General features: G+C 61.8%; 14 protein-coding genes. 13 read left to right on the top strand and 1 reads right to left on the bottom strand.

Translation table 11 applies throughout. The annotated features are described in order from the left end of the window. The first annotated feature begins 120 nt into the window (after positions 1-120). From acpP to AC07VU_RS15215, 7 genes are all read left to right on the top strand, one after another. Entirely contained in the window at positions 121-357 is a 237-nt protein-coding gene (gene acpP / locus AC07VU_RS15185; RefSeq protein ID WP_003175607.1) for an acyl carrier protein, read from the top strand. 111 nt (positions 358-468) lie between these two features. After that, on the top strand, positions 469-1,713 hold the full coding sequence (gene fabF, locus AC07VU_RS15190) for a beta-ketoacyl-ACP synthase II (protein ID WP_007928055.1): 1,245 nt from the start codon (positions 469-471) through the stop codon (positions 1,711-1,713). Continuing rightward, positions 1,713-2,528 (top strand): aminodeoxychorismate lyase, encoded by an 816-nt coding sequence (pabC, locus tag AC07VU_RS15195; protein ID WP_457275925.1) that lies wholly within the window; start codon positions 1,713-1,715, stop codon positions 2,526-2,528. Before fabF ends, pabC begins: the two co-directional genes overlap by 1 nt. A 3-nt stretch (positions 2,529-2,531) precedes the next feature. After that, positions 2,532-3,752: an endolytic transglycosylase MltG gene (gene mltG, locus AC07VU_RS15200; protein ID WP_274305999.1), complete on the top strand. Its 1,221-nt coding sequence runs from the start codon at positions 2,532-2,534 to the stop codon at positions 3,750-3,752. Between the two features lie 19 nt (positions 3,753-3,771). Next, a complete protein-coding gene (gene tmk / locus AC07VU_RS15205) occupies positions 3,772-4,404 on the top strand; it encodes a dTMP kinase (RefSeq protein ID WP_007928062.1) in 633 nt (210 codons plus the stop codon). After that, positions 4,397-5,383, top strand: coding sequence for a DNA polymerase III subunit delta' (locus AC07VU_RS15210; RefSeq protein ID WP_053260209.1), 987 nt, complete (start codon positions 4,397-4,399; stop codon positions 5,381-5,383). The genes tmk and AC07VU_RS15210 overlap by 8 nt, the downstream gene beginning before the upstream one ends. Before the next feature lie 82 nt (positions 5,384-5,465). Then, positions 5,466-6,251 carry a TatD family hydrolase gene (locus tag AC07VU_RS15215; protein WP_277588180.1) on the top strand — a complete coding sequence of 262 codons (786 nt, stop codon included), beginning with the start codon at positions 5,466-5,468 and terminating at the stop codon, positions 6,249-6,251. A 217-nt stretch (positions 6,252-6,468) separates the two neighbouring features. Here the strand turns inward: AC07VU_RS15215 and AC07VU_RS15220 are convergent, their stop codons facing one another. Beyond that, positions 6,469-7,602 carry an aminotransferase class V-fold PLP-dependent enzyme gene (locus tag AC07VU_RS15220; protein WP_495030092.1) on the bottom strand — a complete coding sequence of 378 codons (1,134 nt, stop codon included), beginning with the start codon at positions 7,600-7,602 and terminating at the stop codon, positions 6,469-6,471. A 78-nt stretch (positions 7,603-7,680) separates the two neighbouring features. Here AC07VU_RS15220 and AC07VU_RS15225 point away from each other — a divergent pair, with 78 nt between their 5' ends. The 6 genes from AC07VU_RS15225 to AC07VU_RS15250 all read left to right on the top strand — a co-directional run bounded on the left by AC07VU_RS15225 (position 7,681) and on the right by AC07VU_RS15250 (position 12,629). Then, a complete protein-coding gene (locus AC07VU_RS15225; RefSeq protein ID WP_007928069.1) occupies positions 7,681-8,319 on the top strand; it encodes a TetR/AcrR family transcriptional regulator in 639 nt (212 codons plus the stop codon). Positions 8,320-8,458: 139 nt separating this feature from the next. Further along, positions 8,459-9,427, top strand: a complete 969-nt coding sequence (locus AC07VU_RS15230; protein WP_007928078.1) for a GTP 3',8-cyclase MoaA — start codon at positions 8,459-8,461, stop codon at positions 9,425-9,427. A 235-nt stretch (positions 9,428-9,662) separates the two neighbouring features. After that, positions 9,663-10,265, top strand: a complete 603-nt coding sequence (locus AC07VU_RS15235) for a DUF4823 domain-containing protein (RefSeq protein ID WP_274306004.1) — start codon at positions 9,663-9,665, stop codon at positions 10,263-10,265. Between the two features lie 21 nt (positions 10,266-10,286). After that, positions 10,287-10,850 carry a DUF1285 domain-containing protein gene (locus AC07VU_RS15240; protein ID WP_274306005.1) on the top strand — a complete coding sequence of 188 codons (564 nt, stop codon included), beginning with the start codon at positions 10,287-10,289 and terminating at the stop codon, positions 10,848-10,850. A gap of 70 nt (positions 10,851-10,920) precedes the next feature. After that, positions 10,921-11,634 carry a GntR family transcriptional regulator gene (locus AC07VU_RS15245; protein WP_007928081.1) on the top strand — a complete coding sequence of 238 codons (714 nt, stop codon included), beginning with the start codon at positions 10,921-10,923 and terminating at the stop codon, positions 11,632-11,634. Then, positions 11,631-12,629, top strand: a complete 999-nt coding sequence (locus AC07VU_RS15250; RefSeq protein WP_495030093.1) for an ADP-ribosylglycohydrolase family protein — start codon at positions 11,631-11,633, stop codon at positions 12,627-12,629. Before AC07VU_RS15245 ends, AC07VU_RS15250 begins: the two co-directional genes overlap by 4 nt. The last annotated feature ends 82 nt before the right edge of the window (positions 12,630-12,711 follow it).

Here is a 12,711-nt window from a genome sequence, read left to right on the forward strand (position 1 = left end):
TAGGCAGGTGGCCAAAGGGTTTGAGGAGTGAAGCTTTCAGTTGAAAAGCTGAAAAGCCTTTCTATACACTTACCCACTGGCCAGCTGCCTGAATTTGTCCATTAGGAGTGAAAACAAGGTATGAGCACCATCGAAGAGCGCGTCAAGAAAATCGTTGCTGAGCAACTGGGCGTTAAAGAAGAAGAAGTTGTTAACACCGCTTCCTTCGTTGAAGACCTGGGTGCCGACTCCCTTGACACCGTTGAGCTGGTGATGGCTCTGGAAGAGGAATTCGAGACCGAAATCCCTGACGAAGAAGCTGAAAAGATCACTACCGTTCAAGCAGCTATCGACTACGTTACCAGCCACCAGGCCTAATCGTATTTAGTCGTCTTTTGCTGTCATGGAAAAACCGCACTGCCGTTACGGCGTGCGGTTTTTTCTTTAGGCCTGATGCAAAGTGTCGTCATTAGAAAAAAGGAGAGTGCTGTGTCGCGTAGACGCGTCGTAGTCACCGGTATGGGTATGTTGTCGCCACTGGGTACGGATGTTCCGAGCAGCTGGCAGGGCATTCTGGCTGGCCGCAGTGGCATTGGTCTGATCGAACACACCGACCTTTCTGCCTATTCCACCCGTTTTGGCGGCTCGGTAAAGGGCTTCAATGTCGAGGAATACCTGTCGGTCAAAGAGGCCCGCAAGCTCGACCTGTTCATTCAATACGGCTTGGCGGCCGGTTTTCAGGCAGTGCGTAATGCCGGCCTGGAAGTGACCGATGCCAACCGCGAGCGAATCGGCGTTGCCATGGGCTCGGGTATTGGCGGTTTGACCAATATCGAGGAAACCAGCCGTACGCTGCATGATTCCGGCCCGCGTCGAATTTCTCCGTTCTTCGTGCCTGGCTCGATCATCAATATGATTTCCGGATTCCTGTCCATCCATCTGGGTGCCCAGGGGCCGAACTACGCCATTTCCACGGCCTGCACCACAGGTACCCACTGCATTGGCATGGCGGCCCGCAATATTGCCTTTGGCGAAGCTGACGTGATGATCGCCGGTGGCGCTGAAATGGCCGCCTGCGGCCTGGGCATGGGCGGCTTTGGCGCATCCCGCGCACTGTCGACCCGCAATGACGAGCCAACCCGTGCCAGCCGTCCTTGGGACAAGGGGCGTGATGGCTTCGTGCTGTCCGACGGTGCCGGCGCGCTGGTGCTCGAAGAGCTGGAGCATGCCAAGGCCCGTGGCGCGACCATCTATGCCGAACTGATCGGTTTTGGCATGAGCGGCGATGCCTACCACATGACTTCGCCACCCGCCGATGGCGCCGGCGCGGCGCGTTGCATTGCCAATGCGCTGCGTGACGCCAAGCTGAACGTCGAGCAGGTGCAGTACATCAATGCCCACGGTACTTCGACACCTGCCGGTGACCTGGCGGAAGCCGAGGCGATCAAGAGTGTGTTCGGCGATCACGCCTACAAGCTGGCGATCAGCTCCACCAAGTCCATGACCGGCCATCTGCTGGGTGCCGCGGGTGCCATCGAGGCCATCTTCAGTGTGCTGGCGATCAACAGCCAGGCAGCGCCACCGACCATCAACCTCGATGAGCCGGACGAAGGTTGCGACCTGGATTTCGTGCCGCACACCGCGCGCAACATGGACATCGACGTGGTGCTGTCCAACTCCTTCGGGTTCGGCGGTACCAACGGCTCCCTGGTGTTCCGCCGGTTCGCCGGCTGATGGACAGCTGGGTCGACGGTCAGCCGGCTGACGTACTGTCGCTCAAGGACCGTGGCCTGGCTTATGGCGATGGTCTGTTCGAGACCATCGCGGTGAAGGCGGGCCAGCCCTTGTTGCTGAAGCGGCACCTGCTGCGCCTGGCCGAGGGCTGTTCGCGCCTGGCCATCGCTGTCGATCAGGCGTTGATCCGCAGCGAGCTCACCGCCTACGCCTCGCTGCTGGGGGAGGGCGTGCTCAAGCTGATCCTCACCCGGGGTGACAGCCAGCGCGGTTATGCCGCCGATCCGCGGGCGCAGCCGCGGCGAATCCTCCAGGGTAATGCGCCGGCCGCTTATCCGGCGGCGTATGCCGAGCAGGGGGTTCGACTGTTCCCTTGCACCACCCGCCTGTCCGAGCAGCCCTTGCTCGCCGGCCTTAAGCACCTCAACCGACTGGAGCAGGTTCTTGCCCGTTCCGAGTGGCAGGACGGCGAGCATGCCGAAGGCCTGATGCTCGACGTTTCCGGGCGGGTGATCGAGGGCGTGTTCAGCAATCTGTTCCTGGTGCGCGACGGTGCCTTGTTCACGGCCGATCTGAGCCGTTGCGGGGTCGCCGGAGTGATGCGCGCTGAAATATTGTTTCAGGCCGCGTCCTTGGCTATCCCCACGGAAATCGCCGACATCAGTCTCGAACAGTTGCAACAGGCCGACGAGGTCTTTGTCTGCAACAGTGTCTATGGCATTTGGCCGGTGCTTGCCTGTGGCGCACTGCGCTGGTCGGCCGGACCGCTCACCCGTAAACTGCAACGCATTGCCCGCACGCTACTGGATGCCTGATTTGTGAGACGTAAACTATTGCTTCTGCTGGAGACCGGACTGGTTCTGGCAGGTCTGGCGCTGGGCGCCTCGGCCTGGAAGTTGAACTCGGCGCTGGAGCAGCCTCTCAACCTGACCCAAGAGCAATTGCTCGACGTGCCGGCCGGCTCGACGCCAGGCGGTACCTTCAACCGTATGGAAGCCAATGGCGTTCTCAAGGACGCGTTCTGGCTGCGCCTGTACTGGCGCTTCAACATGGAAGGACAGCCACTGCACAGCGGCGAATACCGCATGACCCCAGGGATGACCGCGCATGGCCTGATCGGGGTCTGGCAGCGTGGTGAAGTGGTGCAGTACAGCCTGACCCTGGTGGAAGGCTGGACCTTCCGTCAGGTGCGCGCGGCGTTGGCCAAGCATGACAAGCTCGAGCAGACCCTGAATGGGTTGAGTGACAGTGAAGTCATGGAAAAACTCGGTCATGGTGGCGTTTTCCCCGAAGGCCGGTTCTTTCCCGATACCTACCGTTTCGTACGTGGGATGACCGATGTCGAGCTGCTGGAAAAAGCCTACAGCCGCCTGGACGAGGTGCTGGCCAAGGAATGGAACAAGCGCTCGGCCGATGTGCCTTATACCGAGCCTTATCAGGCGCTGATCATGGCCTCGCTGGTGGAGAAGGAAACCGGAGTGGCCCAGGAGCGCGGACAGATTGCCGGGGTATTCGTGCGCCGCATGCAGGTGGGTATGTTGCTGCAAACCGATCCGACGGTGATCTATGGTCTGGGCGAGCGTTACAACGGTAAGTTGACCCGCGCCCTGCTGAAGGAAGCGACCCCCTACAACACCTACGTGATCAGTGGCTTGCCGCCGACGCCGATCGCCATGGTCGGTCGCGAGGCGATCCATGCCGCGCTCAACCCGGTGCCGGGCAGCAGTCTGTATTTCGTGGCGCGTGGCGATGGCAGCCATGTGTTCTCCGACGATCTGGATGCGCATAACAATGCCGTGCGCGAGTTCCAGCTCAAGCGTCGCGCCGATTATCGTTCCAGCCCGACACCGGCGGGCAGCCCGGCGGCTTCCGAAGCTCCGGAGTCGACTCCGGCGGCGTCACCCGATACAGCGCCCGAGGCGGTTCCGCAGGCGTCCCCTGAAGAGCCTTCTCAGGAGGCTCCCCAAGTGAGCCCGGAAGTACCGCCGCAAGCACCGCTCGAAACTCCCGTCGAGCCCGAGCCGAAAAGCCCGCAATGACTTTGATTAAGGACTGCCTGTGACTGGCTTGTTTATTACTCTGGAAGGCCCGGAAGGCGCGGGTAAGAGCACCAACCGCGAATACCTGGCCGAGCGCCTGCGCGCCGCTGGCATCGAGGTGTTGCTGACTCGCGAGCCGGGCGGTACGCCCTTGGCCGAGCGGATCCGCGAGGTGCTGCTGACCCCTGGCGACGAGGTCATGAATCCCGATACCGAGCTGTTGCTGGTGTTCGCCGCGCGCGCCCAGCATCTGGCCGAGGTGATTCGTCCGGCGCTGGCCCGTGGCGCGGTGGTGTTGTGCGACCGTTTTACCGATTCCACCTACGCCTATCAGGGCGGTGGTCGTGGTTTGTCCGTGGAGCGCATCGCGACCCTGGAGCAGTTCGTTCAGGGTGAGCTGCGACCCGACCTGACCCTGGTGTTCGACCTGCCGGTCGAAGTGGGTCTGGCCCGCGCCAGTGCCCGTGGCCGTCTGGACCGTTTCGAGCTGGAAGGTCGGGTATTCTTCGATGCGGTACGCCAGGCATACCTGAAGCGCGCGGCAGCCGATCCGGCGCGTTACCTGTTGGTGGATGCGGCGCAGCCGCTGTCCCAGGTCCAGCAAGCACTGGACGCCCTGTTGCCGAAATTGCTGGAGCTGCACCGTGGCTGAGGCCTTTCCCTGGCAGGACGAACTCTGGCAGCAGCTGGCGGGCCGAGCGCAGCATGCCCACGCCTATCTGCTCCATGGCCCGGCGGGCATCGGCAAGCGTGCGCTGGCCGAGCGCCTGATGGCGCGTCTGCTGTGCCAGCGTCCGGCCGGACTGGATGCCTGCGGGCAATGCAAGTCGTGCTTGCTGCTGCAGGCCGGCAGCCATCCGGACAACTACGTGCTGGAGCCGGAGGAAGCGGACAAGGCGATCAAGGTTGACCAGGTGCGCGAGCTGGTCAGCTTCGTGGTGCAGACTGCGCAATTGGGCGGGCGCAAGGTGGTGCTGATCGAGCCGGTGGAGTCGATGAACATCAACGCTTCCAACGCGCTGCTGAAAAGCCTCGAAGAGCCGTCCGGCGATACGGTGTTGCTGCTGGTCAGCCACCAGCCGAGCCGTTTGTTGCCGACCATCAAGAGTCGCTGCGTGCAGCAGGCCTGTCCTCTGCCCAGTGAGGCCATGAGCCTGCAATGGCTGAGCAAGGCCCTGCCGGACTGCTCGGAAGAGGAGCGGGTCGAGCTGTTGACCCTGGCGGCCGGTTCGCCCCTGGCGGCTGTCAGCCTGCAAGCCCAGGGCGCGCGCGAGCAGCGGGCGCAGGTGGTCGACGGGGTGAAGAAGTTGCTCAAGCAGCAGCAATCGCCGACCCAACTGGCCGAAGGCTGGAATGCGATACCCTTGCTACTGCTGTTCGACTGGTTTTGCGACTGGTCGAGCCTGATCCTGCGTTATCAGCTGACGCAGGACGAGGATGGGCTGGGATTGGCCGATATGCGCAAAGTGGTGCAGTACCTCGCGCAGAAGTCCTCCCAGGCCAAGGTTCTGGAGATCCAGGACTGGATCCTTGCGCAGCGCCAGAAGGTGTTGAACAAGGCCAACCTCAATCGGGTGCTGTTGCTCGAAGCCTTGCTGGTGCAGTGGGCCGCACTGCCTGGCCGCAACTGACGGTGGCGTCTGGAAATAAACCGAATCTCCGGCTGCCGCTCGGGCCGGCCTGTTCATTGACCGAATGTGGTTGTCGCTTCTTATGCTTGTAGATTCCCATTGTCACCTCGATCGCCTCGATCTCGCCGCCCATGACGGCTCCCTGGATGCCGCCCTGGACGCGGCTCGTCAGCGCGGTGTCGGGCATTTCCTGTGCATTGGCGTCAGCGCCGACAATGCGGCCGACGTCAAGGCTTTGGCTGAGCGTTATGACGACGTCGATTGCTCGGTGGGTGTCCATCCCCTGGATGTCCAGCCTGGCGCCGCGCCAGCCCTCGACTGGCTGCTGCGGGAGTTGAATCACCCGCGGGTGGTGGCCATCGGCGAGACCGGCCTGGATTACCACTACGAGCCGGAAGCCGCGCAGTTGCAGCAGGAATCCTTCCGCCTGCACCTGCAAGCCGCCCAGCAGACCGGCAAGCCGGTGATCGTCCACACCCGTGGCGCGCGCGCCGATACCCTGACTCTGCTGCGCGAAGCGGCGTTGCCGCAAGCCGGGGTCCTGCACTGCTTCACCGAAGACTGGGACATGGCCAAGGCCGCGCTGGACCTGGGTTTCTACATTTCCCTGTCCGGGATTGTCACTTTCCGCAATGCCGATGCACTGCGGGACGTGGCGCGCCAGGTGCCGGCCGACCGTTTGCTGGTGGAAACCGATTCGCCGTACCTGGCGCCGATTCCTTATCGCGGCAAGCCCAACCTGCCGCAGTACGTGCGTGAAGTCGCCGAGTTCCTGGCCATGCTGCGTGGGGAGCCCTACGAGCGTTTTGCCGAACAGACCACCGAGAACTTCAAGCGTCTGTTCCCGCTGGCGCACGTCAAGGGCTGAATCGCAGGCAAAAAAAACCCGGGTTCTGGGGGGTGAATCCGGGTTAAGACCATTAGGAGTAAAACAAAGGCACACCATCCCTTGGTACCTTCATCGGCGCTTCACTTGGGGGAGATGTCACGCCGACATTTCAAGTATTGATCACTATTGAATTCAGTCCAGTTGGCCTTGCTCGTTTCTTAAACAAATTTGGAATACGAGCGCTTCGCTTGAGTTCTCATTGCCGGGCGATGTCAGCCACAATGGCGAGAGTCTCGTCGATTACGCGCTTTTCGGTATAGAAATGCGGTGAAAGTCTAACCCCGGGGCCACGGGGAATACACACCACCTGCTGCTGTTGCAGCGCCTCATGAACTGCCTGATTATCGATGCCATCGATACTGAACGAAAAAATTCCGCCGCGTCGGGCGGGGTTGAGCGGGGTGTGCAGGCGTACGCCGGGGATAGCATTCAGGCCATCCTGGAGCCACTGGACCCGTTCGGCGATCAAGGTCGCCACGTGTTCCATGCCCACTTCTTCCAATAACGACAGGCTTGCTTCCAGGGCCATGGCGCCGAGCATGTTCGGGCTGCCGCACTCGAAGCGCCGCGCGCTCTTGGCCGGTTCCCATGCGCTGCGGCTGTAATCGCCCATGTGTTCCAGCATGTGCCAGCCGAACTCATGGAGCTTGAGCTGCGCGCGCAGCTCGCTGCGGCAATAGAACACACCGAGGCCTTCAGGCCCGAGCATCCATTTGTGGCCGTCGGCCATGGCGAAGTCGCATTGATAGGCCTGGACATCGAAGGGTTGGGCGCCCAGTTGCTGGATGGCGTCGATGCAGAACAGCACGTTCTGTTGTTTGCAGCCGGCGCCCAGGCGCTGCAGGTCCAGGCGCAGGCCGCTGGCGAACTGCACCGCGCTGATCGCCATCAGCCGGGTGCGCGGCCCGCAGGCGGCCAGCAGAGCGCCTTCCGGATCGTCGCCCTTGAGGCCGACCTGCAGCACTTCCACACCCTGGCTGGTCAGGGCTTCCCAGACGACGCGGTTGGAGGGGAATTCCTCGTCGCTGATGACGATCTGGTCACCTTGTTCCCAAGGCAGACCAAAGGCGACGAATGACAGCGCCTCCGAAGTATTTTTGACCAGCGCGATGTCATCCGTTGACGGTGCATTTAGCAGGCGCATCAAGCGTTCGCGCAGGCGTTGTTCAAGGGCCATCCAGTCCGGATAGTCCCGTGCGCCCAGCAAAACGTTCTCTTTGGCGAAGCGCGCCACGGCTTCGGCGGCCCGATTCGGCCAGGGGGCGACAGCTGCGTGATTCAAATAACGCAGGCCCGGGGCCTGTACAAATTCATCAAGAAACATAGTCATGGTCGGATGATCCGTGCATTTTGGCGCAATTTAGGCATAATACGCGGCTTCGATTTTGACCCCGACAGACCTTTTCTTATGCAGAAAGAACCTCGTAAGGTCCGTGAGTTTCGTCGCCGTGAGCAAGAAATTCTCGATACCGCGCTCAAGCTGTTCCTCGATCAAGGTGAAGACAGCGTCACCGTCGAGATGATCGCTGATGCCGTTGGTATCGGCAAAGGGACCATCTACAAGCACTTCAAGTCCAAGGCGGAGATTTATCTGCGCCTGATGCTCGATTATGAGCGCGACCTGAACGAGCTGCTGCACTCTGCCGATGTCGACAAGGATAAGGAAGCCCTGTCCCGGGCCTACTTCGAATTCCGCATGCGTGATCCACAGCGTTACCGGCTGTTCGATCGCCTGGAAGAGAAAGTGGTCAAGGGCAACCAGGTGCCGGAAATGGTCGAGGAGCTGCACAAGATCCGTGCTTCCAACTTCGAACGCCTGACCTTGTTGATCAAGGGCCGCATCAGCGAAGGCAAGCTCGAAGACGTACCGCCTTACTTCCACTATTGTGCGGCCTGGGCGCTGGTGCATGGCGCGGTGGCGCTGTATCACTCGCCGTTCTGGAGCAACGTGCTGGAAGACCAGGAAGGCTTCTTCCAGTTCCTGATGGACATCGGCGTGCGCATGGGCAACAAGCGCAAGCGCGACCCCGATAGCTCCGGCAGCTGATTCATTCAGTGGTCTTATGGCGCCATGATTTCTCTATATGGCGCAGTGTCCCAGGAATATACTCAGGCATGGGACTTGCCAAAACCTGATTTTTGAGTCAGGTTTTGGTCGGTTCACTCTTCCTTCGCCGGAGTCATCCATGATCGTTGATCGTCAAGGCAGGCGTTTTCGCAATCTGCGTATCAGCCTGACTTCTGCCTGCAACTACGCTTGTACCTACTGCGTGCCCAACGGCAAGCGGCTGGTGGCTGCCCAGGACGAGTTGTCGGCCGAGGCCATGGCGCGCGGCGTGGCCTATCTGATCGAGGCCGCAGGCATCGAACGCCTGCGGATCACCGGCGGCGAGCCCCTGGTCAGTCCGAAACTCGAAGCCTTCATGGCGGCGGTGGGGCAAATGGGGCTGGAAGACATCAGCCTGACCACCAATGGCCAATTGCTCGCACGCAAGCTGCCGTTGCTGGTGGATGCCGGTATCCGGCGTATCAATGTTTCCCTCGATACCCTGGACGCCTCGGCTTTCCGCGGCATTGCGCGTGGCGGCGATCTGGCGACCGTGCTCGACGGCATGGACCAGGCTCGCGCGGCGGGCATGAAAATCAAGGTCAATATGGTGCCGCTGCGCGGGCAGAACCTGGACCAGGTAATGCCGCTGCTCGACTACTGCCTGGAGCGTGGCTATGAACTGCGCTTTATCGAACTGATGCGCATGGGCCACCTGGCCAGCGATTCCAACGCTTTCCTGCAGCAGTTCGTCAGTCTGCAGCAACTGCTGAGCCTGATCGGCGAGCGCTATGAATACCTGCAGGCCGATGCGCCGGTGGACGCCACCGCAGTACGCTATGAAATTCCGGGGCAGGGTCATTTCGGCGTGATCGCCAACGAAAGCGTACCGTTCTGCCGGACCTGCTCGCGCCTGCGGCTGTCGTCCACCGGCTGGCTGCACGGTTGCCTGTCGTCGAGTAATCGGCATTACGTCGGCGATCTGCTGGACAAGCCGCGCCACCAGGCCTTGCCAGCCTTGCAGCGCTTGCTGGTCAAAGCCTTGGGCGACAAGCAGGACGTGGCATTCTCCGGTGGTGCGACGGTGATGAAAATCATCGGCGGCTAAACCCCATCTCCCTGATCCCCGTCCTCTGTAGCCGCTGCCGCAGGCTGCGATCGAGGGCGTAGCCCTCGCCAATCCAGGCGACCCATTTCTCTCCAGCCAATAGCCTTCACCAGGTTTGTGGCTGCTGCGCAGCCATTCGCAGCCTGCGGCAGCGGCTAGAGGAGCATGAGCTGGCGCGGAAGCTGCATCTCGTGGCCATTCGCCGGTTTTCCGTCACCGGCTTCTGGAGGGAAGGATGCGTAGCCTGGTTTTGCTGCTGGCTTTTTTGGGGCTCGGCGGCTGCATGAATGTCAGCGATATGGGCGAGGGCGTTCGCTATCACATGAGTGATGCGGGTTTTCTCGATCACAGTAATACCCAGCGCTCCAACTCGTTCCGTGTTCAACCGGACTCGTTCATTTTCATCGCCCAGGGCGCCTTTGCGCCGCCGGGTAGCGCTTACCCGCGCCCCAACGTGGTGGCCGAGGAAGCCTTCAAGGGCTTTATCGAATACTTCCCCATGATCCGCCGCGCCCGGGCGCCGGAAGGCCTGGACCAGGCCATGGCCGAGGCCCGTGAGGTGGGTGCGCATTACCTGCTGTACACCCGTTTTGCCAAGGCCGACGACCGCATCGGCAACTCCGATGAATGGTTCGACCAGGAGGCCGTGGATCGCCTGGGGATCGACAACGGCGTGATTCAGATCATGCTGATCGAGACTAGTACCCAGTATCTGATCGACACCGCACGGATTCGCAGTCGTGGCGGTTTACTGACGTTCCACGACAAAAAGCCGGAAGACCTGCTTGGCCCGCCGCTCGAACAATACGCTCGCAGCCTGTTAGGCTTGAGCGATTAAGCCAAGCACGAGGAGAGCAGTATGAGTGGTCCGGGCAAAGCCAGCGATCTGTTGGCGCAGATTCCCAAGGCGCAGAAGGGCTTGCCGCCGGTCCACCTGTGGAACCCCGACTTCTGTGGCGATATCGACATGCGTATCGCCCGCGACGGCACCTGGTACTACCTGGGTACCCCCATTGGCCGCAAACCGATGGTTAAGCTGTTCTCCACTATCATTCGCCGCGACGGCGACGACTATTTCCTGATCACCCCGGTGGAAAAGGTCGGCATCAAGGTCGATGACGCGCCCTTTGTCGCCGTCACCCTGGAGGTTGAAGGGGAAGGCGAGGCCCAGGTCCTGCGCTTTACCACCAACGTCGACGAGCAGGTCAGCGCCGGCAGCGAGCATCCGCTGCGGGTGGTAATCGACCCGCAAACCCAGGAGCCGGCGCCTTACGTTCATGTACGCAGCAATCTGGAGGCGCTGGTGCACCGCAACGTGTTCTATCAACTGGTGGAGCTGGCGGTGAGCCGTCCGATCGACGGTCAGAACTGGCTGGGCGTCTGGAGCGGCGGGGTGTTCTTCCCGATCGGCCTGGAGCCCTGAGCTGCGAAACCTCTTGTTGATCGAATAAATATCTTGCGACGAAGATCCCGTTTCGGGTATCAATTTGTACATGATTAGACATGTTCGATTTGACAAGAAAAAACGCGTGGTCGATGAACTGATCCGACGCATCGAAAGCGGCCTCATGGAGGACGGTTTCCTGCTGCCGGGCGAGCATCAGTTGGCCCAGGAATTCTCGGTGAGTCGTGGCACCTTGCGCGAGGCCCTGGCCGAACTCAAACGCCGCAACTACATCGCCACCCAGAGCGGGGTCGGCTCCATCGTCACCTTTGACGGTGTGGTGCTGGACCAGCAAAACGGCTGGGCCCAGGCCCTGGCGGATAGCGGGGCGCTGATCAACACCGAGCTGCTGCGCCTGGAAGCGGTGCAGCGTCCCGACCTGCTCAGTCGCTTCGGCACTGACCAGTTCATCGCCCTGGACCGGCGCCGACGCTCTACCGACGGCACCGTGGTTTCCCTTGAACGTTCCCTGATGCCTGCCACCGGAGGCCTGGAAAGCCTGCCGCGAGTAGGGCTGATCGATGATTCCCTGACCATTACCCTGGCCGCCTACGGCTATATCGGCGAGCGCGGCGATCAATGGATCGGCGCCGAGCCACTGGGTGAAGAAGAGGCACGACTGCTGGGACGTCCGGCCGGCAGTGTGTTTCTCAAGGCCCTGCGGACCACCTATGACCGCCGCGGGCGTTTCATGGAGCAGGTGGAGAGTTTTCTCGACCCGCTGCACTTTCGCCTGCACCTGGAATTCGGAGCGCAGAAATGATCCCGCTGGATCGCGCGCTGGGCGCCTTTTACGGGCTGGCCCTGGGCGATGCCCTGGGCATGCCGACCCAATCCTTGAGCCGACAGCAGATCAAGCAGCGTTTCGGTGCCATCCATCGCCTAGAGGACGCCGGCCCCGATCAGCCGATTGCCGCCAACATGCCCAAGGGCTCGATCACCGACGACACCGAGCAGGCGATCCTGGTCGGCGACCTGCTGGTCGCGGGCAAGGGCCGGATCGAACCGGCGGCGCTGGCCCACAGCCTGATCGAGTGGGAAGCGGCGATGCAGGCCAAGGGCTCCCAGGACCTTTTGGGCCCCTCGACCAAGCGCGCCATCGAGATGATCCTCGCCGGCCATACCGCGGAAGAGGCCGGGCGCTACGGCACCACCAACGGCGCGGCGATGCGCATCACCCCGGTGGGCATCGCGGCGAACGTCGACGATGTCCAGGGCTTCATCCGCGCGGTGGTGGAAGCTTGCCAGGTCACCCATAACACTACGCTGGGTATCTCCAGCGCGGCGGCGGTGGCGGCGGTAGTGTCCGCCGGGATCAATGGCGTGCCGCTGGGCGACGCCTTGCAGATCGGTGTGCAGATCGCCCTGGAAGCGGAGCGGCATGGTCACTGGGTGGCTGGCGGCCGTATCGCCACGCGCATCAGTTGGGCGCGCACCCTCAGTGTCGAAAGCGACAAGGCGCTGCTGGCCGATCTGCTGTACGACGTGATCGGCACCTCCGTCGCGTCCCAGGAATCGGTGGTGGTGTCCTTCGCCCTGGCGCATCAGGTGGCCATCAGCGAGCTGCAGGAGTTCGAGGCGCTGTGCATGGCCGCGAGCCTTGGGGGCGACACCGATACCATTGCCGCCATCCTCGGCGCGATGCTCGGTGCCTGCCAGGGGATGGAGTGCTGGCCGGCCGCCTTGATCGAGCAGATCAAGCAGGTCAACGACCTGGACCTCGAACCGCTGGTGCAGGGGCTGCTGGCCCTGCGTTAAAGACTGGCTGCATGACCAAGGCTCCCACCACCTGCGCGAGCCGTCGCTGAGGCCTATTTGCCATGGATAGCAGGAATACGGC

The sequence above is a fragment of the Pseudomonas sp. GW821-FHT02B10 genome (genome assembly GCF_059421865.1).